This is a genomic window from Amycolatopsis saalfeldensis (assembly GCF_900110575.1).
GTDB classification, from domain to species: Bacteria; Actinomycetota; Actinomycetes; order Mycobacteriales; family Pseudonocardiaceae; genus Amycolatopsis; species Amycolatopsis saalfeldensis.
This window is the reverse complement of record NZ_FOEF01000006.1, coordinates 403,728-424,358: the sequence shown is the minus strand read 5'-3', so window position 1 is coordinate 424,358 and position 20,631 is coordinate 403,728. Positions and strand designations below refer to the sequence as shown.

23 protein-coding genes are annotated in these 20,631 nt (G+C 70.8%); 13 read left to right on the top strand and 10 right to left on the bottom strand.

Going from position 1 to position 20,631, the window contains the following annotated elements:
* The first annotated feature begins 93 nt into the window (after positions 1-93).
* Positions 94-774, top strand: a complete 681-nt coding sequence (locus BMY97_RS17495) for a potassium channel family protein (RefSeq protein WP_281246903.1) — start codon at positions 94-96, stop codon at positions 772-774.
* On the top strand, positions 774-1,430 hold the full coding sequence (locus tag BMY97_RS17490; RefSeq protein ID WP_091617890.1) for a potassium channel family protein: 657 nt from the start codon (positions 774-776) through the stop codon (positions 1,428-1,430). The genes BMY97_RS17495 and BMY97_RS17490 overlap by 1 nt, the downstream gene beginning before the upstream one ends.
* A gap of 83 nt (positions 1,431-1,513) precedes the next feature.
* Here BMY97_RS17490 and BMY97_RS17485 read toward each other — a convergent pair whose 3' ends face one another.
* Together BMY97_RS17485 and BMY97_RS17480 are read right to left on the bottom strand one after the other, a co-directional pair.
* Positions 1,514-2,260 (bottom strand): DUF3159 domain-containing protein, encoded by a 747-nt coding sequence (locus tag BMY97_RS17485; RefSeq protein ID WP_425425285.1) that lies wholly within the window; start codon positions 2,258-2,260, stop codon positions 1,514-1,516.
* Positions 2,261-2,269: 9 nt separating this feature from the next.
* Positions 2,270-2,650, bottom strand: a complete 381-nt coding sequence (locus tag BMY97_RS17480) for an OB-fold nucleic acid binding domain-containing protein (RefSeq protein WP_091617889.1) — start codon at positions 2,648-2,650, stop codon at positions 2,270-2,272.
* 104 nt (positions 2,651-2,754) lie between these two features.
* On the opposite strand from BMY97_RS17480, the gene BMY97_RS17475 reads away from it, so the two are divergent.
* On the top strand, positions 2,755-3,468 hold the full coding sequence (locus tag BMY97_RS17475; protein ID WP_218156792.1) for an alpha/beta hydrolase: 714 nt from the start codon (positions 2,755-2,757) through the stop codon (positions 3,466-3,468).
* A 79-nt stretch (positions 3,469-3,547) separates the two neighbouring features.
* Here the strand turns inward: BMY97_RS17475 and BMY97_RS17470 are convergent, their stop codons facing one another.
* Complete coding sequence (locus BMY97_RS17470) at positions 3,548-4,207, bottom strand: DUF3710 domain-containing protein (RefSeq protein ID WP_091617888.1); 660 nt, start codon at positions 4,205-4,207, stop codon at positions 3,548-3,550.
* Positions 4,207-4,710 (bottom strand): dUTP diphosphatase, encoded by a 504-nt coding sequence (dut, locus tag BMY97_RS17465; RefSeq protein WP_091617887.1) that lies wholly within the window; start codon positions 4,708-4,710, stop codon positions 4,207-4,209. Before dut ends, BMY97_RS17470 begins: the two co-directional genes overlap by 1 nt.
* Before the next feature lie 24 nt (positions 4,711-4,734).
* Here dut and BMY97_RS17460 point away from each other — a divergent pair, with 24 nt between their 5' ends.
* A complete protein-coding gene (locus BMY97_RS17460; RefSeq protein ID WP_091617886.1) occupies positions 4,735-5,220 on the top strand; it encodes a DUF3093 domain-containing protein in 486 nt (161 codons plus the stop codon).
* 184 nt (positions 5,221-5,404) lie between these two features.
* On the opposite strand, the gene BMY97_RS17455 is transcribed toward BMY97_RS17460, so the two are convergent.
* Entirely contained in the window at positions 5,405-5,713 is a 309-nt protein-coding gene (locus tag BMY97_RS17455; RefSeq protein ID WP_091617885.1) for a DUF4193 domain-containing protein, read from the bottom strand.
* A gap of 606 nt (positions 5,714-6,319) precedes the next feature.
* Here BMY97_RS17455 and cei point away from each other — a divergent pair.
* Positions 6,320-7,006 (top strand): envelope integrity protein Cei, encoded by a 687-nt coding sequence (gene cei, locus BMY97_RS17450; RefSeq protein WP_091617884.1) that lies wholly within the window; start codon positions 6,320-6,322, stop codon positions 7,004-7,006.
* 57 nt (positions 7,007-7,063) lie between these two features.
* On the opposite strand, the gene BMY97_RS17445 is transcribed toward cei, so the two are convergent.
* Entirely contained in the window at positions 7,064-7,885 is an 822-nt protein-coding gene (locus tag BMY97_RS17445) for an inositol monophosphatase family protein (protein WP_091617883.1), read from the bottom strand.
* A 64-nt stretch (positions 7,886-7,949) separates the two neighbouring features.
* Between BMY97_RS17445 and ppgK the strand changes: the two genes are divergently transcribed.
* From ppgK to BMY97_RS17405, 8 genes are all read left to right on the top strand, one after another.
* Positions 7,950-8,711, top strand: a complete 762-nt coding sequence (gene ppgK, locus BMY97_RS17440; protein WP_091617882.1) for a polyphosphate--glucose phosphotransferase — start codon at positions 7,950-7,952, stop codon at positions 8,709-8,711.
* 233 nt (positions 8,712-8,944) lie between these two features.
* The gene (locus BMY97_RS17435; RefSeq protein WP_091617881.1) at positions 8,945-10,336 is read left to right on the top strand and encodes an RNA polymerase sigma factor; all 1,392 of its coding nucleotides are present in this window, start codon (positions 8,945-8,947) and stop codon (positions 10,334-10,336) included.
* Between the two features lie 492 nt (positions 10,337-10,828).
* Positions 10,829-11,806 carry an ABC transporter permease gene (locus tag BMY97_RS17430; RefSeq protein ID WP_091617942.1) on the top strand — a complete coding sequence of 326 codons (978 nt, stop codon included), beginning with the start codon at positions 10,829-10,831 and terminating at the stop codon, positions 11,804-11,806.
* Entirely contained in the window at positions 11,806-12,810 is a 1,005-nt protein-coding gene (locus BMY97_RS47765) for an ABC transporter permease (protein ID WP_091617880.1), read from the top strand. The genes BMY97_RS17430 and BMY97_RS47765 overlap by 1 nt, the downstream gene beginning before the upstream one ends.
* Positions 12,807-14,939, top strand: coding sequence for an ABC transporter ATP-binding protein (locus BMY97_RS17420; protein WP_091617879.1), 2,133 nt, complete (start codon positions 12,807-12,809; stop codon positions 14,937-14,939). Before BMY97_RS47765 ends, BMY97_RS17420 begins: the two co-directional genes overlap by 4 nt.
* A 40-nt stretch (positions 14,940-14,979) precedes the next feature.
* Positions 14,980-16,674 (top strand): ABC transporter family substrate-binding protein, encoded by a 1,695-nt coding sequence (locus tag BMY97_RS17415; protein WP_245787358.1) that lies wholly within the window; start codon positions 14,980-14,982, stop codon positions 16,672-16,674.
* An 89-nt stretch (positions 16,675-16,763) separates the two neighbouring features.
* Positions 16,764-17,705 carry a hypothetical protein gene (locus BMY97_RS17410; RefSeq protein WP_218156791.1) on the top strand — a complete coding sequence of 314 codons (942 nt, stop codon included), beginning with the start codon at positions 16,764-16,766 and terminating at the stop codon, positions 17,703-17,705.
* A 29-nt stretch (positions 17,706-17,734) separates the two neighbouring features.
* Positions 17,735-18,349 carry a maleylpyruvate isomerase family mycothiol-dependent enzyme gene (locus BMY97_RS17405; protein WP_091617876.1) on the top strand — a complete coding sequence of 205 codons (615 nt, stop codon included), beginning with the start codon at positions 17,735-17,737 and terminating at the stop codon, positions 18,347-18,349.
* Between the two features lie 11 nt (positions 18,350-18,360).
* Here the strand turns inward: BMY97_RS17405 and BMY97_RS17400 are convergent, their stop codons facing one another.
* From BMY97_RS17400 to BMY97_RS17385, 4 genes are all read right to left on the bottom strand, one after another.
* Positions 18,361-19,353, bottom strand: coding sequence for a phosphotransferase family protein (locus tag BMY97_RS17400; protein WP_245787357.1), 993 nt, complete (start codon positions 19,351-19,353; stop codon positions 18,361-18,363).
* Between the two features lie 71 nt (positions 19,354-19,424).
* Positions 19,425-19,802 (bottom strand): hypothetical protein, encoded by a 378-nt coding sequence (locus tag BMY97_RS17395; RefSeq protein ID WP_091617875.1) that lies wholly within the window; start codon positions 19,800-19,802, stop codon positions 19,425-19,427.
* A 16-nt stretch (positions 19,803-19,818) separates the two neighbouring features.
* Positions 19,819-20,031, bottom strand: a complete 213-nt coding sequence (locus BMY97_RS17390; RefSeq protein WP_091617874.1) for a hypothetical protein — start codon at positions 20,029-20,031, stop codon at positions 19,819-19,821.
* On the bottom strand, positions 20,028-20,618 hold the full coding sequence (locus tag BMY97_RS17385; RefSeq protein WP_091617873.1) for a hypothetical protein: 591 nt from the start codon (positions 20,616-20,618) through the stop codon (positions 20,028-20,030). The genes BMY97_RS17390 and BMY97_RS17385 overlap by 4 nt, the downstream gene beginning before the upstream one ends.
* Between the last annotated feature and the right edge of the window lie 13 nt (positions 20,619-20,631).

The following is a 20,631-nucleotide window of genomic DNA, read 5'->3' as shown; positions in this document are numbered from 1 at the left end:
CGGCGGTGGGGAGGACGGTGGAGCTGACCGGGACCCCACAAGGTAGGTTCGGCGCTGGTCGTCGAGGGTACCCACGGACGGGTCATCCCCACCCTGAGGAGGCAGCGCGTGCACGTGGTGATCATGGGATGCGGCCGGGTAGGCGTGTCCCTGGCCGCGGCCCTGGAGCGGCTCGGCCACGAGGTGGCCGTCATCGACAAGAACCAGCAGTCGTTCCGCAGGCTGGGCAGCGACTTCCACGGCCAGCAGGTGGTCGGCGTCGGGTTCGACCGGCAGGTGCTGATCGAGGCCGGCATCGAGCGGGCCGGGGCGTTCGCGGCGGTGTCCAGCGGGGACAACTCCAACATCATCTCCGCGCGGGTCGCGCGCGAGAACTTCGGCATCGAGCACGTGGTCGCGCGGATCTACGACCACAAGCGCGCCGCCGTGTACGAGCGCCTCGGCATCCCGACGGTCGCGACCGTGCCGTGGACCACCGACCGGTTCCTGCGCACCCTGCTGCCCGACGGCGTCGCGTCCGCGTGGCGCGACCCGACCGGCAACGTCGCGCTGCTGCCGCTGCCGCTGAACGAGGGCTGGGCCGGCCACAGCGTGCGGGGCCTGCAGGAGGCCACCGGCGCCCGGGTCGCGTTCATCATGCGCTTCGGCACCGCCGTGCTGCCCGACAACAAGACCATGGTGCAGGCCGACGACGTCGTCTGGGTCGCGGCGCGCTCCGGCACCGTCAGCGACGTGTCGAGCGTGGCGGCCCGCGCTCCGGAGGAGGAGAACTGATGCGGGTCGCGATCGCGGGTGCGGGCGCCGTGGGACGCTCGATCGCCGTGGAGCTGATCGACGGGCGGCACCAGGTGATGCTGATCGAGCGGGAGGCCGACCAGTTCGAGCCGGCCACGGTCGAGCAGGCCGACTGGGTGCTCGGCGACGCGTGCGAGGTGTCGATCCTGGAGGAGTCCGGGATCGAGCAGTGCGACGTGGTGATCGCCGCGACCGGCGACGACAAGGCCAACCTGGTCGTGTCGCTGCTGGCGAAGACCGAGTTCGCCGTGCGGCGCGTGGTGGCGCGGGTGAACAACCCGGCCAACGAATGGCTCTTCACCGACGCCTGGGGCGTCGACGTCGCCGTGTCCACCCCGCGGATGCTCGCGGCGATGGTCGAGGAGGCGGTCAGCGTCGGCGACCTGGTGCGGCTGATGACGTTCCGGCAGAGCCAGGCGAACCTGGTCGAGCTGACCCTGCCGGAGGAGACCCCGCTGGCTGGCAAGCCGGTCAGCGAGCTGGACCTGCCCCGCGACGCCGCGCTGGTGACCATCCTGCGCGGGGACCGGGTGATCGTCCCGCAGCCGGAGGACCCGCTGGAGCCCGGCGACGAGCTGCTGTTCGTGGCCACCTCCGACGTCGAGCCGGAGATCCGCTCGGCGCTGGGTTACTGAAAAGCGGCTACTGACCGACGACGAGAAACGGCGCCCCGCACCAACTCGTGCGGGGCGCCGTTTCTCGTGTCTGCAGAGGGAAATCAGACCTCGGGAGTGGGCGTCTTCGCGTACTTCTCGCGCAGCCGCGCCTCCGCCTCGGCGTCGGTCTCCGGTTTCGGCTCCGTCTCGGCCAGCGCCTTGAGGCGCTTGTCCGAGCGGCGGACCGCCCAGACGACCACGAGCAGGCCGAGCGCGTACAGCGGGTAGCCCATGGCGATCTTCGCGAACGCCAGCCAGCCCGTGTAGTCGCTCTGGTAGAGCCAGCGCTGCACGACGAACCGGGCGGCGAAGATCAGCGCCATGACAAACGTGGCGATGTCGTAGCCGTACCGCGACGGCTTGTCCTTGCGCCAGGCCTGGCCGGTGCCGTTGAGCGCGTTCCAGACCAGGCCGGCGAGCGGCCAGCGCACCACGATCGACACCACGAACACGCCGCAGTAGACCAGGCTGGCCCAGATGCCGAAGAGGAAGAAGCCCTTCGCCGAGCCGGTGCGGAAGGCGATGAACGCCGCGATCGCCACGCCGAAGAAGCCGGAGATCGCGGGCTGCAGCGGCTCCTTGCGCACGACGCGCAGGACCGTGATGGCCACCGCGCTGCCGATGGAGCCCCAGATCGCCGCGGTCAGGCCGAAGAAGGAGTTCACCAGGACGAAGACGATCACCGGCAGCGACGAGTAGATCAGGCCGGAGACCCCGCCCATCTGCTCCAGCATGGTCGGCTGCGGCTTGTCCTCGTCGTCCCCGCCTTCGGGCACGTGCTTGTCGTTGCGGGGGGCGGGTTCAGTCACGACAGCTGATCAACTCACCGGGCTCTGGAGTTCGTAGTACGGGTTGTACAGCACCTTCTGGCCGTCACGCTCGGCCATCCGGCCACGGACCTTGATGGTCCGCCCCGGCTCGATGCCGGCGATCCGGCGTCGGCCCAGCCAGATTAGCGTCACTCCCTGTGTTCCGTCGAACAGCTCCGCCTCCAGCGTGGCGGCCTCGTCCGTGGGGCACAGCTCCACGCTGCGCAGCCGGCCGAGCACGGTGACCTCTTCACCGGAGCGGCAGTCACACGCCCGCTGCGCCCCGCCTGCCCGGGACGACTCGGACAGATCGTCGGCGTCGAGGTCCTCGACGTCGGTGGTCAGCTTGCGAACCAACCGGCTGAAGTAGCCGCCGTCTTTGGCGGACATAGTGGTGCTCCTGTGCTCCGGGGCCCCGGTTTTCCAACGGCCCGTGCGTGTCCAGCGTAGCTGCGGTCCCAGCCAGGAGAACCGGTTTGCGCCAAGATCGCAACGTGACGTCCGTTATCCGGAACCCGCCCGCCGTCCTGCTGCCCGGAACCGGCTCCGACGAGGTGTTCGTCCGGTCCGTGTTCGCCGGGCCGCTGGCCGCGCTGGGCATCGCGCTGATCGCTCCCCCGCCGCCGCCGGGAGCGGCGCTGGCCGACGGTTTCCTGGCCGCGCTGGACCGGCTGGCGGCCCGGCACGGGACCCTGCTCGTCGGCGGCGTCTCGTTCGGCGCGCACCTGGCCGCGGAGTGGGCCGTGGCGAATCCGGGGCGCTGCGGGGGCCTGCTGGCCGCGCTCCCGGCCTGGAGCGGCGAACCCGGCCAGGCACCCGCGTCGCTGGCCGCGAAGCTCTCAGCGGACGTCGTGGCCGCTTCCGGCGTGGAGGCCGCGCTGGCGCAGGCCGAGGCGGGCAGCCCGCCGTGGATCGCGGCGGAGCTCGGACGGGCCTGGCGGCGGCACGGCGACGGGCTGGCGGACGGCCTGCGCGTCGCCGCGACCCGGCCGTCGCCGACGCTCGCGGCGTTGCGCGGGCTGGCCTCGCCGGCCGGGGTCGGCACTTGCGCCGACGATCCGATACACCCGACGAAAGTCGCACGCGAGTGGGCCACGGCACTGCCGCGGGCGGCGCTCGGCGAGACGACGCTCGCCGCCCTCGGCGCCGACCCCGAGTCGCTCGGCCGCGCCACCGTGCTGGCCTACCTCCGCGCGTCGGCCGGCTGACCCCGCACCGCCGCCGAACGCCGTCAAGGCCTCCTTACCGGCGCCGGACGCGGGTAAGGAGGCCTTGACGGACTTGCGGTCAGCCTTGCTGCTCGGCCTGCTCGGCGATGTGCTGGGCGACGGCCTCCGGCAGCGTGATCGTGAGCGGCGTGCGGACCGGCATCGGCGAGTTGCCGCGGTCCACCACCGTGTGGCGGACGATCGCGCGCAGCACTTCCGGGGCCTGCGCCGACTGCGACTGCGGGCCCGCGATGACCCCGCGCAGCATCCAGCGCGGGCCGTCGACGCCGACGAAGCGCAGCGCGACGTCGCCGACGATCGCAGACAGCTCCAGGCCCCACTGGCCCCGGCCGATGTTGACCTTCGCGCCGTCCGCGCGCAGCTGGTCGGCCAGCTCGGTGCCGACCTCGCGCCACAGCCCGCCGGTGCGCGGCGCGGCGTACGCGCTGACCGTGATCTGGCCCTGCTCGGTGACGACGTGCACGGCGCGCACGCCCCCGGCCTCCGGGTCCATCTCGACCTGCACCTGCGAGCCGTCCGGCACCGGCACCTTGACCGAGCCGAGGTCGATCCGGGGGATGCCGTCGTCCTCGGCGTCGGCGACGTCGAACGGGCCCTCGGCCGTGTCCGACAGCTGGTCCTCGGGCTCGGCGGCGTCGGCAGCGTCGTCCTCGACGTCTTCCGCCCCGGCCGGCCGTCCCTCGGCCGCGGACCCGCGCTTGCGTCCGAAAATCCCCACTAGCTCTCCGTTCCTTCCCCAGTGCCCGGTCCCGTGCCGGGCCCGTCCGGCACCAGTGTGGCGTGTCCGCCGGTCGAGCCGTAGCCGCCGGCGCCGCGCTCGGTCTCCCCGAGGTCGGCCACCTCGACGAATTCGGCGTGCTCCACCCGCTGCACGACCAGCTGCGCGATCCGGTCGCCGCGGGCGAGCACCACCGGCTCACGCAGATCATGGTTGATGAGGCAGACGCGGATCTCACCGCGGTAGCCGCAGTCGATCGTGCCGGGGGTGTTCACCACCGACAGGCCGACCCGCGCCGCGAGCCCCGAGCGCGGGTGCACGAACCCCGCGTAGCCCGGCGGCAGCGCGATCGCGACGCCGGTGCCGACCACCCCGCGCTCGCCGGGGCCGAGGACGATGTCGGAGGTGCTGACGAGGTCGGCCCCGGCGTCGCCGGGACGCGCGTAGGCCGGCAGCGGAACGCCGGGGTCGAGCCGGGAAAGGAGTACCTGAACGCTGGACACGGGCGGCGAGACTACCCTTGTCGCGTGGGTGACACCGTGAACACCGCCGTGACGAGCGGCATCAGGCACTCCGAACGGCTCTACGTGCCGTGGTGGGGCTGGCCGCTGCCGATGCTGGGCGCGATCCTGCTCGGCGTCGAGATCCATCTGGGCTACCCGTCGATCCCGATGTGGATCCCGCTGGCCGTCGCCGTGCCGGTGATGGCCGCGCTGCTGCTCTCGCTGGGCCGCTCGCGCGTGCGGGTGACCGGGGGCGACGAGCCGGAGCTGTGGGTCGGCGACGCCCACCTCCCGCTGCGCTTCGCCGGCACCGTCGAGGTGCTCGGGACCGCGGCCAAGCGGCCCGCGATGGGCCGGGACGGCGACCCCGCCGCGTTCGTGCTGCACCGCGGCTGGGTGGGCCCGGCCGTGCGCGTGGAGCTGACCGACCCGGACGACCCGACGCCGTACTGGCTGTTCAGCACCCGGCGCCCCGAGCGCGTCGCGGAGCTGCTGCGCGCCCGCTCCTGAGCGGGCCCCGGACACGCGGAAGGGGGCCGGTCCCGAAAGACCGGCCCCCTTTGCCCCGCTCGCGCACGAGCTTCCCCGAAACCGCGGCGACTGCGTGTACACCCCTGAAAAACCCTGTGGTCCCCTGAAACCCGGTACGAAATCCCCGTACGACCGGGCTCAGCGTCGATCAGGCCGGCGTGGATCAGGCACAGTCGCGGCAGATCAGCCTTCCGCCGCTTTCCTCGGCGAGCCGGCTTCGGTGGTGCACCAGGAAGCAGACGGAGCAGGTGAACTCGTCCGCCTGCTTCGGCACCACCTTCACGGTCATGTCCTCACCGGAAAGCCCGGAGAGGTCGGCACCCGGAAGCTCGAAGTTCTCGGCGTTCGCGTCCTCGTCGACGTCGACGACGCCGGACTGGTTCTCGTTACGCCGGGCCTTCAGTTCCTCCAACGAGTCTTCGGCCAGCTCGTCGGCTTCGCTGCGGCGCGGAGCGTCGTAGTCGGTAGCCATGTTCCCTCACCCCTGCGAATCAGCTTGTCGTGTTCTCACGAGCCCTCAGGTGTCGCCCCTCGAACCCGCCGTGCCGCTGGTCAACGTTCCAGCGCCCCTGTTTGTGCCCGGCCTCCGCAGTGACCGCCGTCTCAGCTTTCCCGCGCTCTTCCTGCGGCCGGAGCCCGGGAAGGGTAGCTCACCGGTCAAGACGCTCCGCAGCGAGTCGCGTATTGCCCGGAATTCGTCACCCGACAGGGGGAACCCGCAGGTGAGACGCCTATCGTCCGTTCGGGTTGCGCCCGGGTCGGGAAGATCACCCGGCGGCCGGGTCCGCTTGCTCCCGCGGAGGTCGGCGTGGTGCGATCGCCGGGCGGGACCGGCTGCGCCGCCCCGCGCTGTGACGCGGATTCGGCGAGGGTGACCCGCACCACCGGGCGCGGTGCGCACCGCTTAGGCTCACCGGCTACGAAGGTGTCGGTGCGTATACCGGCGGTTACCCCCGATCGAGGCGTGATGCGGTCCGGGCGAGGTGAACCCCGGGCACTGGTGACACTGCGGGGTCGGCGGCACGGGACCGGCACCGCGGGGCGGAACGGGTTCCGCGATCGGGAAGGGACGGGGCAGGTGGCGTCGGGGAACGGCTCGGGGGAGCGTGGTGCGCCGCGGCCCTATCGCAAGCACCGGCCGCTGCCCGCGCTGATCGTGATCGGGGTGCTCGCGCTGGGCGCGGTCTTCGTCTGGGTGAACGCCGTGGTCGGCCGGGGCAACGTCGACGAGGCCGTCCTCTGCACGCCCGCGCCCACGCCCCCGGCGGGCACCACGTACACCACCGTCCCGCACAACGGGCTCGACGACCGCGCCCCCATGCCGCCGGACAAGGTGGCCCTGAAGGTGCTCAACGCCAGCACCACGCGCGGCCAGGGCGGCATCGCCACCACGGCGTTGCGCGGCCTCGGCTTCACCGCCATCGCCGACCCCGGCAACGACCCGGCGTACCCCAAGGGCGACGCGAAGTGCCGCGGCCAGATCCGCTACGGCGAGAACGGCGCGGCCGCGGCCCGCACGGTCAGCCTGGTGGTGCCGTGCGCGGAGCTGGTGCGGGACAACCGCAAGGACGCCAGCGTCGACCTCGTCACCGGCACCCGCTTCGACGACATCCGCCCGCGCGCCGAGGCCCTGCGCGTGCTGCAGCAGCTCACCAGCTGGTCCCAGGCGCACCAGGGCGGCGGGGGCAGCGAGCAGTCCACCGGCCCGGGCGGGCCGATGATCGACCAGACCCTGCTGGCGAGCGCCCGCGACGTCACCTGCTGAACCGCGCGACCGCGAACGGCCCGGCACCGGGATCGGTGGTGCCGGGCCGTTCGCGCGTCAGACGGAGGCGGCGCCGCACTCGGCGAGGGTCTCGCGCAGCTGAGCGGCGATGGTCGGTGAAGCGGCGTACGTGACGTCGTCGCCGAGGTCCGGGGCCGAACCCGGCAACAGCACGGTCGCGCCCGCCTCCGAGGCCACCAGGGCGCCCGCGGCCCAGTCCCAGCGGTGCAGGCCGTGCTCGACGTACGCGTCGAGCCAGCCCGCGCCCACGGCGCACAGTTCCAGCGAAGCGGCGCCGTTGCGGCGGATGTCGCGCACCCGGCTGACCAGTTCGCCCACGAGGCGTCCCTGGCGCACCCGGCGCCCGGCGTCGTAGGCGAAGCCGGTGGCGACGAGCGACAAGTCCAGCCGCTGCGGCGCGGACGCCGAGAGCCGTTGGCCGTCCAGCCACGCGCCCTCGCCGCGGGCGGCCGTCCAGCGCCGTCCGCTGACCGGCTCGACGACGGCGCCCGCCACCGAAACCCCGTCGATCTGCGCGGCCACCGACACCGCGAACGAGGGCAGCCCGTAAAGGAAGTTGACCGTGCCGTCGATCGGGTCGACGACCCACGTGACGCCGCCGGCCGCGGCCGATCCGCCGCCTTCCTCGCCGAGCACCGGCTCCCCCGGCCGCAGCCGCGCGAGCCGCGCGCGCACCAGGTCCTCGGACTCGCGGTCCACCGCGGTGACCACGTCGGTGTCGGCCGACTTCGTGTCCACCCGCACTTCGCCGCCGGCCCGCATGGCGGCCCAGGCGGCCCGCACCAGCTCCGCGGCCTCGGCCGCGACCTGCTCGGCAACGCTTTTCAGCAACGACTCTTGAACGCCCACGTCCGACATGTCACCACATCCGGTTAAAGTCTCCGAAGCAGACTTCTGAATCGTGCGAGAAGGGACCACGTCAGTGACGGCGACCCGAGGTTTCGGAATCGACATCGGCGGCAGCGGGATCAAGGGCGCGCTGGTCGATTTGGAGCGGGGAGAGCTCATCGGCGAACGGCACCGGATCGACACGCCGCAGCCGTCGACCCCGGACGCGGTCGCCGACGTGGTCGCGGAGATCGTGCGGATGGCCGGCTGGGACGGCCCGGTCGGCGTGACGCTGCCCGCGGTGGTCAAGAAGGGCGTCGCGCACACGGCGGCGAACATCGACCACAAGTGGATCGCCACCGACGCCGACGCGCTGTTCGCCAAGCGGCTCGGCCGCGGCGTCGAAGACGTGGCGATGCTGAACGACGCGGACGCGGCCGGCATGGCCGAGATCCGCTTCGGCGACCCCGCCGCCCGCACCGGCGTGACCGCGCTGCTCACCTTCGGCACCGGCATCGGCAGCGCGGTGTTCCACGACGGCCACCTCGTGCCGAACACCGAGTTCGGCCACGTCGAGGTGGACGGGCACGACGCGGAGAAGCGCGCCGCGGCGTCGGTGAAGGACAATGAGGAGCTGACCTACCCGCAGTGGGCCAAGCGGGTGCACCGCTACCTGAGCGTGCTGGAGAACCTGATCTGGCCGGACCTGTTCATCGTCGGCGGCGGGGTGAGCAAGAAGGCGGAGAAGTGGGTGCCGCTGCTGGACATCCGCACCCCGGTGATCGTCGCGTCGTTGCAGAACAACGCGGGCATCGTGGGCGCCGCGGCCGCCGCCGTGGAGGGCATCGAGCACTGACCGGGCGGACCGCGCCACGGCTGCCCTCGGTCACGAGGGGGTCACGCGCGGGTACCGTCCGGGAGGCCGGAGGGTGATCGCTTCGCGACGCACTGCCCGGCCGTCGTTACAATGGAACACGGCCCACGGCTGCGGGGCGCAAAACCGCAGGCCGAGGCGTGTTCCCCGAATGTGAGGCAGCCGAGGTGGCGATACCTCGGCTCGTCATGATCGACCGCTGCGAAAGGGCGTAAGTGGCAGCCGCAAGAACCGCAACTCGAAGCGGGACGAAGACAGCGACCGCAGCCGAAGAGCCGGCCGACGAGGCAGCCACCGGCGCGGCGAAGCCCACGGCGCGCAAGACCGCGACCAAGTCGGCCGGTGCGAAGAAGGCCCCGGCGAAGAAGGCGCCGGCCAAGAAGGGCGCCAAGCCCGAAGACGGGGATCCGGACGGCCCGGTCGAGCTCGACGAGGCCGAACTCGAGACGCCGGACCTGTCGGACCTGGAAGAGGTCGAGGTCGACGTCGTCGACGAGACGGTCACCGAGGCGGCCGCCGCCACCGACGATGACGACGATGACGACGAAGAGGCGGAGACGCCGGCGGCCCGCCGCCGCAACGCCGCCGCCGAGAAGGGCCCCAAGTCCTCGGACAACCCGGACTTCGTCTGGGACGAGGAGGAGTCCGAGGCGCTGCGCCAGGCGCGCAAGGACGCCGAGCTCACCGCTTCGGCCGACTCGGTCCGCGCCTACCTCAAGCAGATCGGCAAGGTCGCGCTGCTCAATGCCGAGGAGGAGGTGGAGCTGGCCAAGCGGATCGAGGCCGGGCTCTACGCCGCCGAGCGCGTGCGCAACGCGGAGGAGGAGGGCGAGAAGCTCGTCACCCAGATGCGCCGCGACCTCAAGTGGATCGTGCGCGACGGGGAGCGGGCCAAGAACCACCTGCTGGAGGCGAACCTCCGGCTCGTGGTCTCGCTGGCCAAGCGCTACACCGGCCGTGGCATGGCGTTCCTGGACCTGATCCAGGAGGGCAACCTCGGCCTGATCCGCGCGGTGGAGAAGTTCGACTACACCAAGGGCTACAAGTTCTCGACGTATGCCACGTGGTGGATCCGCCAGGCGATCACCCGCGCGATGGCCGACCAGGCCCGCACCATCCGCATCCCGGTGCACATGGTCGAGGTCATCAACAAGCTCGGCCGCATACAGCGCGAACTCCTGCAGGACCTCGGCCGCGAGCCGACGCCCGAGGAGCTCGCCAAGGAAATGGACATCTCCCCGGAGAAGGTCCTGGAGATCCAGCAGTACGCGCGTGAGCCGATCTCGCTGGACCAGACCATCGGCGACGAGGGCGATTCGCAGCTCGGTGACTTCATCGAGGACTCCGAAGCCGTCGTGGCGGTCGACGCGGTGTCGTTCACGCTGCTGCAGGATCAGCTCCAGTCGGTGCTGCAGACGCTGTCCGAGCGCGAGGCGGGGGTGGTGCGGCTGCGGTTCGGCCTCACCGACGGCCAGCCGCGCACGCTGGACGAGATCGGCCAGGTCTACGGCGTCACGCGTGAGCGCATCCGCCAGATCGAGTCGAAGACGATGTCGAAGCTGCGGCACCCGTCGCGGTCCCAGGTGCTGCGCGACTACCTGGACTAGACCGGCTCAGTTACGAACGAAGAACCCCGTCACCCGCTTGCGGTGACGGGGTTCTTCGTCGTGTCCGGCCATTGTGGACGGTGCCGGGGCGGAACGGGTCGCGAACCCACCTGTCCGTTTTGCCCGTTTCATCGTTCCGGTCTTACCCGGAAACATTCCCGGCTCAATCCGAAACATTTCCGGAACGTCATCGCGAGTATCCGGGGTGGTACCCACCGCTACGGGCGCCCGCTTTTGATTACCTCGGCAAACCCGGGCCCGCCACACCCGAAAGTCGGTTGTTCACAGCCGGGTGACGGAAATCGTGATTGTTTGGTTGCCTGGGATCGGAGAGCGATCCGGCCCGTTCGGTTTATGCTGCGCCGACAACGAGCGTCAGCATTCGGAAGGCAGCACCGGGCTAGTGGTTTCGATGAAAACTCAATGGGGCGGGAAACAAGCACGGCCGACGGAGCGGAGCCGATCCTTCGCTCCCGGTGAATGGAGGACTCCATGATCGGCTTCCTCATCCGCCGCCTCATCAACTACGTGGCACTGTGCCTGGTCGCCACCTTCGCGGCCTTTTCCCTCGCGTCGCTGGCGTTCAGCCCGCTCGACGCGCTGAAGCTGCGGAATCCCCCCGCGCCCCAGGCGACGATCGACGCCAAGGCGGCCGAGCTCTACCTGAACCAGCCGATCCCCGAGCGGTTCTTCACCTGGCTCAGCGGGGTGTTCCAGGGGAACTTCGGCCGGACGGTCGCCGATCAGGCGATCACCGACGAGCTGTTCCGCCGGGTCGGCGTGAGCCTCCGGCTGTTCCTGCTGGGCATCACGATCGGCATCATCATCGGTGTGCTGGTCGGTGTGGTGAGCGCGATCCGGCAGTACAAGATCAGCGACTACATCGCCACCACGTTCTCGTTCGTGGTGCTCTCGACGCCGGTGTTCGTGATCGCCACGATCCTCAAGGCGGGCGCGCAGTCGGTCAACGACAACCTGCTCGGCGGTTATCAGTTCTTCATCGTGCAGGGCGAGCAGGGCAGTGTCACCGGCGGTTTCGGCGACGTGCTGCTCGACCGGCTGCAGCACCTGATCGTGCCGACCCTGGCGATCGTGCTCACGCAGGTCGCCTATTACAGCCGTTATCAGCGTTCGGCGATGCTCGACGTGCTGGGCTCGGACTTCCTGCGCACCGCGCAGGCCAAGGGGCTGACCCGGCGGCGCGCGCTGTTCAAGCACGGCCTGCGCACCGCCCTGATCCCGATGGCGACGCTGTTCGCGTTCGGCTTCGGCCTGCTGGTCACCGGCGGCATCTTCACCGAGCGCATCTTCGGCTGGTACGGCATGGGCGACTGGCTGATCACCGGGATCCAGAAGCAGGACACCAACATCGTGGCCACCGTGACCCTGTTCATCGCCATCTGCGTGCTGTTCGCCGGCTGGCTTTCCGACGTGCTCTACGCAGTACTCGACCCGAGGGTGAGGATCTGATGGCCGCTCCCGTGAACGAGGCCGACATCGCCGACTCGGCCGTGCTGGCGACCGACCCGGCCCTCGAGGCCGACAGCAAGTCCTCGGGCCGCGGCAAGCTCGTGCTGCGGCGCTTCCTGCGCAACCGGCTCGCCGTCGTCGCGCTGGCCGTGATCGTGCTGTTCTACATCCTGGCCTTCACCTACACCTGGTACTCGCCGTGGGCCTACGACCAGCTCGACCCGGCGGCGAACCTGATGCCGCCGGACGGGAACCACTGGTTCGGGACCAACCAGATCGGCGGCGACATGTTCGCGCAGACCTTGCGCGGGCTGCAGAAGTCGCTGACCATCGGCCTGCTGGCCGCGTTGTTCTCCACCGGTGTCGCGTCGATCGTCGGCGCGGCCGCGGGGTACTTCGGCGGCTGGACCGACCGGATCGCCATGTGGATCGTCGACCTGCTGCTGATCCTGCCGCCGTTCCTGATCATCTCGATCCTCTCGCCCGCCTTCCGCGGCAAGACCTGGCTGATCCTGGTCGGCCTGATCGCGCTGTTCCAGTGGATGATCACCGCCCGCATCGTGCGCGGCATGACGCTGACCCTGCGCGAGCGCGAGTTCGTCAAGGCCGCGAAGTTCATGGGCCAGCCGGCCTGGCGGATCATCTTCAAGCACATCGTGCCCAACATGGCCTCGCTGCTGATCATCGACGCGACGATCAACGTCGGCGTCGCGATCATCACCGAGACCTCGCTGTCGTTCTTCGGTTTCGGGGTGCAGTCGCCGGACGTTTCGCTCGGCACGCTGATCTCCGCGGGCTCCGACGCGGTGCGCACCTTCCCGTGGCTGTTCTACATCCCGGCGGGCTTCCTCGTGTTCACCGTGCTCGCGGTGAACTTCGCCGGTGACGGCCTGCGCGACGCGCTCGACCCGTCCGCGAGCCGCTCCCGGCGCAAGGAACGCAAGCGGATAGCCGAAAAGACCAAGTCACCCTCGTCGTCGAAGATCGCTGGAGCCGAAGCATGAGCGCCGCACTCGCCCTGGGCGCGGAGACCGAGAAACCGACCGGCACGGTGCTCGAGGTGTCGAACCTCGAGGTCTCGTTCCCGTCCGAGTCGGGCCGCGTGACCGCCGTGCGCGGACTGTCCTATGAGGTCGCGGCCGGTGAGGTGCTGGGCATCGTCGGCGAGTCCGGCTCCGGCAAGTCCGTGTCCTCGCTCGCCGTGATGGGGCTGCTTCCGCCGCAGGCCAAGGTTTCCGGGTCCATCCGGTTCCAGGACAGCGAGCTGATCGGCAAGTCCGACACCGACCTGTCGAAGCTGCGGGGCGAGAAGATCTCCATGGTCTTCCAGGACCCGCTCTCCGCGCTGACGCCGGTGTACACGGTGGGCGCGCAGATCGCCGAGGCGCTGCTGGTGCACGGCAAGGGCCGGATCACCAAGCAGCAGGCCAACAACCGGGCCGTGGAGCTGCTGGACCTGGTCGGGATCCCGAACGCCGCGCAGCGCGCGAAGGCGTTCCCGCACGAGTTCTCCGGCGGCATGCGCCAGCGCGCGGTGATCGCCATCGCGATCGCCAACGACCCGGACCTGATCATCGCCGACGAGCCGACCACCGCGCTCGACGTGACGGTGCAGGCCCAGGTGCTGGAGGTGCTCAAGACCGCGCAGGAGGTCACCGGCGCCGGGATCGTGATCATCACCCACGACCTCGGCGTGGTCGCCGGGTTCGCCGACCGGCTGATGGTGATGTACGCCGGGAAAGCGGTCGAGCAGGGCCCGGTGGAGACGATCTACGCCCAGCCGCGGATGCCGTACACCCTCGGCCTGCTCGGCTCGATCCCGCGGGTGGACGCGCACGAGAAGCAGCCGCTGGTGCCGATCGAGGGGCAGCCGCCGTCGCTGGTGGACCTGCCGACCGGCTGCCCGTTCGCGCCGCGCTGCCCGCTGGCGATCGACGCCTGCCTCGACGCCGAGCCGGAGCTGTACACGATCACGCCGGGCAACCCGAACGCGCCGGTCGACACCACGCACCGGGCCGCCTGCATCCGCACCGAGGAGCTGGCCAAGCCCGAGGCCGGCGCCGCGGAGGTCTACGGCGCCGAGGTCATCGAGGCGCCGCCCGTGGCCGCCAAGCCGCGGGCCGAGCGCGCGACCGTGCTCGACGTGCGGGAGCTGGAGAAGCACTATTCGGTCACCAAGGGCGCCGTGCTCAAGCGCAAGGTCGGCACCGTGCGCGCGGTCGACGGCGTCAGCTTCGACATCGTCGAGGGCGAGACGCTCGGGCTGGTCGGCGAGTCCGGCTGCGGCAAGTCGACCACGCTGATGGAGATCCTCGAGCTGGCGGCCCCGTCCGTCGGCTCGGTGGCGGTGCTCGGCAAGGACGTCGCGAAGCTGAGCGGCAAGGACCGCAAGGGCATCCGGCGCGACCTGCAGGTGGTGTTCCAGGACCCGATGGCGGCGCTGGACCCGCGGCTGCCGATCGGCGACATCATCGCCGAGCCGATGGCGGTGCACGGCTACGGCAAGGACCGCATCGACAAGCGGATCCCCGAGCTGCTCGGCCTGGTCGGGCTGCGCCCGGAGCACCGCGACCGCTACCCGGCCGAGTTCTCCGGCGGGCAGCGCCAGCGCATCGGCATCGCGCGGGCGCTCGCGCTCGAGCCGAAGCTGATCGTGCTGGACGAGCCGGTGTCGGCGCTCGACGTGTCGATCCAGGCCGGCGTGATCAACCTGCTCGACGAGCTGAAGGCCAAGCTCGGCCTGTCGTACCTGTTCGTGGCGCACGACCTCTCGGTGATCCGGCACATCGCCGACCGGGTGGCCGTGATGTACCTCGGCAAGATCGTGGAGATCGGCGACGTGCAGACGGTCTTCGACGCGCCGCAGCACCCGTACACCCAGGCCCTGCTGTCCGCGATCCCGATCCCGGACCCGGTCAAGGAACGCGAGCGCACCCGGATCATCCTGACCGGCGACCTGCCGAGCCCGGCGAACCCGCCGTCCGGCTGCCGGTTCCGCACGCGCTGCTTCGTGTTCGCGCAACTGTCCGAACAGGACCAACGCAAGTGCATCGACGTCGAGCCGCTGCGGGAGTCGCACGCCGCCGACCACGACGTCGCCTGCCACTACGCCCAGACCCGCGAAGTCGTGTAGCCACGCATCCGTTGGCAACACAGGTAAAAGAGAGGTGAAAATGAAGCGACGGAGTATGGCCGCACTCGTGGCACCCGTTGCCGCCCTGGGGCTGATCCTGTCCGCCTGCGGCAGTGGCAGCAGCGGCGGCAACAGTGGCCTCCAGGACGCCGGCAGCAACACGGTGAAGTCCGCCGACATCAACGCGATGCCGGTCGACCAGCTGAAGGACGGCGGCGACCTCAAGTGGCCGGTCGACCAGCTGCCCGACAACTGGAACTACAACCAGGTCGACGGCACGGTGGCCGACGGCGCCTACATGGACGGCGCCATCCTGCCCTACATCTTCACCCAGAACGCCGACTCCTCGGTGGTCATGAACAAGGACTACCTGACCTCGGCCGAGGTCGTCAGCACCGACCCGCAGGTGATCGAGTACAAGATCAACCCGAAGGCCAAGTGGAGCAACGGCCGGCAGTTCTCCTGGGAGGACTTCGCCGCGTACGCCAAGGTGCTCAACGGCAAAGACCCGGCCTACCTGGTTTCCGGCACCACCGGCTACGAGGACATCTCGAAGGTCGAGCGGGGCACCGACGACCAGGACGTGAAGGTCACCTTCGGCAAGAAGTTCGCGGAGTGGAAGTCGCTGTTCAGCCCCTTCTACCCGAAGGAGCTCAACGCCGACGCGAACACGTTCAACAAGGCGTGGGCGGCCAAGCCGGAGATCACCGCGGGCCCGTTCAAGATCAAGAGCATCGACCAGACCGCCAAGACCGCGGTGGTCGAGCGTGACCCGAGCTGGTGGGGCGACAAGCCGAAGCTGGACACGGTGACCTACAAGGTCGTCGACCGCGCCGCGCAGCCGGACGCCTTCGCGAACGGCCAGATCGACTTCTACAACATCAACAACGACATCAACACCTACAAGCGGGCGCAGACCGACCCGAACGTGGCGATCCGGCAGTCCAACAACCCGGACTACACGCACGTGACGTTCAACGGCGCGGCCGGCTCGATCCTGGCCGACAAGGACCTGCGGCTGGCGATCATGAAGGGCATCGACACCGTCGGGATCAGCAAGTCGATCCTGGGCCAGATGCAGAAGGACACCACCCCGATCGGCAACCACCTGTACCTCAAGGGCTCCAAGGACTACGAGGACAACTCGGGCCCGTACAAGTACAACGCCGACGCCGCGAAGGCGGAGCTGGACAAGCTCGGCTGGAAGCAGTCCGGCGACCTGCGCGCCAAGGACGGCAAGCAGCTCAAGCTGCGCCTGGTGATCCCGTCTGGCACCCCGATCAGCCAGCAGACCGGCCAGATCATGCAGTCGGAGCTGAAGGCGATCGGCGTGGGCCTGGACATCCAGCCCGTGCCGAGCACCGAGTTCTTCAAGAACTACGTCAACGTCGGCAACTTCGACCTGACGCTGTTCCGCTGGCTGTCGAACTCCTTCCCCATCGGCGGCAGCAAGGGCATCTACTACCTGGACCCGAAGAACGTCAACCAGAACTACGGCCACATCGGTGACGACAAGCTGAACCAGCTCCTCGACACCGCGGCGCAGGAACTGGACGACACCAAGCGGGCCGCCGACATCAACGCGGCCGACAAGGAGATCTGGGCGGTGGGCCACCAGCTCCCGATCTTCCAGTCGCCGGGCGCGTTCGCCACGCGCAAGACGCTGGGCAACTTCGGTTCGCCGGGTTACGCGAACAACCCGTACGACTACCTGAAGATCGGCTTCGTGAAGTAGCACGGCAGTTTCCCGGGAGAGCGGCGCGGGCCTTCAGGTCCGTGCCGCTCTGCCATGTCAGGCCTTTGTAGACGGTTAAGGTGGTTGGCGTGCGAGAGTTCCTGCGACGGCGGCCGGTGCGCCACATCCTGGTGACGAGCGCGGTGGCGCTGCTGGCGTGCGCGGCGGTGTTCGTGCTGCAGCTGCTGGAGTTCTCCCACGCGCAGGCCGAGCTGCGGGGCGTGACCACGCAGACGACCGGCACCGTGGTGCGCGCCGGCGACGGCTCGGTGACCGTGCGCTTCCCCGGGCCCGGCGGCGCGGACGTGACCGCCGACGTCGGCCTGGACGGCTCCGCTCCCCCGGCCGGCACGCAGGTCCCGGTGGTCTACGACCCCGCGCGGCCCGGCCACGCGGTGACCCGCGGCGCGAGCCCGCTGGTGACGGCCGACCGCGCGTCGACCTACGCCACGGTGACCGTGGTCGCGGCGGTGGTGGTGCTGGGCTTCGACGTTTTCCTGCTGTTGACGCGTTTCGTGCGGCCCCTGCGCGCCAAGGCCCGGCCGGGGGTGCCGGTGCGGCGGGTGAAGGTGCAGCGCGGGGTGCTGGCCCGCTCGTGGATCGAGACCGAGACGGCCTCGCCGCGGTGGATCCCGGTGTACTTCTCCCCCAGCCTGATCGGCCTGCCCTCGCCGTCGAAGGTCGAGGTGCTCGGCGACGTGCTGCGTGACCGGCACGTGGTGATCCGGGCCGGCGGCTCGGACGGCGAGCTGCTGTTCCCGTCCGGCGCGGTGCGCTCGACCGAGCCACGCGGGCGGCGCACGGACAACCCTGCCGCCCCGGACGCCGACCGTGACGCGGCGGCGGCCCGCCCGGTGCCGATGGCCCGCCAGTTCCGCGCGGACCTGCCCGTGCTGGCCGTCGCCCCGGTCGTCGGCGTCTTCTGGGCGCTGGTCGACGGCAGTGGTTTCGGCGGCTGGCTGGCGGTCACCGTGCTCGTGGCCGCGTTCGGCTTCTGGTGGGCCGCGCTGCGCGGATCGGATCCTTCCTAGCCGGTCCGGGTACGGTTCTTCGCGTGAGCATGCTCGACATGGCCCGTGCGGAACGCCAGGACCTGCTGACCTTCCTGCGGACGCTGACGCCATCGCAGTGGGACACCCCGAGCCTGTGCGCGGGCTGGTGCGTGCGCGAGGTCGTCGCGCACATGCTCAGCTACGACGAGCTGACCACCCGGGCGCTGGCGGGCCGTTTCCTGCGGGGCCGGTTCAGCCTCACCCGGATCAACGCGCTCGGCGTCCGCTACAACCGGCTGGAGCCCGAGCAGTTGCTCACGCAGCTGTCCGAACACCTCTCGCCGCGTGGCCTGACCGCCGGGCTCGGCGGCATGGTCGCGTTCCTCGACGCCACGATCCACCACCAGGACATCCGCCGCCCGCTCGGCCTGCCCCGCGAGATCCCCGCGGACCGGCTGCACCGCGCGCTGCGAGCCGTCCTGTTCGCCCCGCCGACCGGTGCCCCCTGGCGCGCCCGCGGCCTCAAACTGGTCGCCACCGACGTCGACTGGTCCGCCGGCTTCGGCCCCGAAGTCCGCGGCCCCGGCGAAGCGGTCCTGCTCGCCGTCGCCGGCCGCGGCGCCGCAGTCCGGGAGCTGACGGGTGCCGGGCAGGCCACCCTCGCCGCCCGCTGCACCGGCTGATCCGGCCGCGCTCAGCTGCCGCTGCGCAGCCCGTCGAGCACTTCGGCGAGCTCCGCGTACGACTCGGCCAGCCGGCCGTCCTTGCCGAGGCGGTGGCGTTCCAGCCGGACGGCGCCGATGTGGCGGGCGCGGTAGTACAGCGCGCGGCGCCGGGCTTCCGGGGACGGGTCGGGCGAGCCGTAGGTGTCCCAGAAGGCGCCGCGCTCGGTGCCGGGCTTCGCGGACGCCATGTGGATCGTCCAGTCCGCCGCCGGGTCGCCCCACCAGCTGCGGTCGTGGTCGAAGACGCCGGTGATGGTGAGGTCCGGGGCGAGCATGACGTTCACGTGCCACAGGTCGCCGTGCAGCAGGCGGGGTTCGGTGATCTCGTCGAACAGCGCGGCATCGCGTTCGGCGAGTTCGCCCACCTCGCGCAGATCCGCCGCGTTGAGGCCAACGTCCTCGGCGTCGGCCGCGTTGTCCGCGAAGTACGCGACAAGCGCTTCGCTCCACCTCGCGAAGTGCGGCCCCGCGACGACGCCGAAGCCCGGGCCCCGGACGTCGTGGATCGCGCGGGTGATCGTGCCCAGCTGCCGGAAGTACGGCCCCCGCTCGTCCCGCTCGTACGCCGGCAGCACCTCGGGCCCGGGCCGCCCGTCGAGCACGGCCTGGAAAACGTGGTCCCGCCCGATCTCCTGATGCGTGAAGTCGGCGGCCAGCGTGCGCGGCAACAGCGGCGCGATGGGCGCGAAGTAGGGCGCCGCAACGTACTCGTTGCGCATGAACTCCCGCTCGATCCGCGTCTGCCGCGCAGGCTCCGGCGCCACCCGCAGGATGACCGGGCCGGTACCCAGCTCGACGCGATAGGTCGTGTTGTACCCACCGAGCCCCAGCTCGGCAGCCGACCACACGTGCGTGCCCGCCCCGAACGCACGGCGGCAGAGCACCTCGACCTGCCGTGCGGTCAGGGGTTGCTGGAAAGCGTCCGGGGCCCGGTCTTTCGGGTGGAAGTCCACCGGGCGCATCCTGCCAGGCCAGGACCGCCCGTTTCTCCTCCGGAGCGGGTTTCCACCAGGTCGAGCCACCCGGCGCCGGCTCAGGAGACGACGAGTCCGTGCTGCCGCAGCGAATCCTCCACCCGCAGCCGTTCGAGGTCGCGGTCGATGCCCTCCGGGAGGACGGCGAGCCGGTGGTCGACGCCGACCTCGCGGCACGCCGTCGCCAGCAGCTCGTCGTAGGCCTGGCGGGTGCCGTAGCGGCGGGCGGCCGGGGTGCCGGGCGGATAGCCGGACAGCTGGCGCCGCACTCGCCGCAGGTCGGCCGAGAGCTGTTCGATCGGCGGGCCCGCGGGCACGGGACGGCCGGGACGGCGGCGGGCCACCCAGCGGTAGAGGGCCGGAACGCGCAGGGCGCACCAGAAGAGCGCCGAGGGGGCGAGGCAGACCACGGCGAAGAGGACCAGAGGCCCGGTCATCCGCCCATGATAGGCCTCAACGGGACCGGTCGCGGCTGTGTTTTCGGGCCTGCTGGAGGAACAACAGGCCCGCCCCCACCAGGAGGAGCACCACGCTGGCGCCGAGGTGCAGCTGCGGGGGAAGGACGCGCAGCTGCACGAACCAGCCCGGGTCCGAGGCGCCGGCCAGCCGGTTGATCAGCCCGCCGGCGCCCAGGATGACGAGCAGGAGGCCGGCGAGCTCGATCACCGGCCCACCTTCGCCCGGGCCGGCTCGGACTTCTTCCCGAACATCTCCTGCCACAGCGGGCCGGTGATCAGCCAGACGCCGATCACGGCGCCGAGGCGCGGCAGCCAGTCCCACAGCGGCTGGACCTCGTCCGGCCGGCCGACGAGGAAGATCGCGGCGAGCAGCAGCACGGCGGCGATCGCGGAAGCCAGCAGGCACCGGAACCACTCACGCCACTCGTGGCGCGTCTTCGCCTTGCCGCGCAGCTTCGGCGCGGGCGGCGGGCCGCCGGCGAACCGGTGCGCGAACCGCACGTCCGCCCAGCGCACCATGGCCGGGCCGAACACCACGCTGAAGCCCAGGTAGACGGCCGCGAGGCCGTGGGTGGCGTTCGGCGTCGCCCCGCGCGAGAGGTCGACCACCGTCGCGCCGAGCACCACCAGGTCGATCAGCGGCACCGCGGCCAGCAGCACGGTGCTGAACTTCTTCAGCTTCAGCGGGTAGCGGGCGATCAGCCCACCGGCGATGAAGACCCAGAAGGCCACCTCGCCACCGACGACGAACAAGGTCATGGGGTTGTCCACGAGATAGTTCCCGATCGCGTTCATGCCATCACCCTCG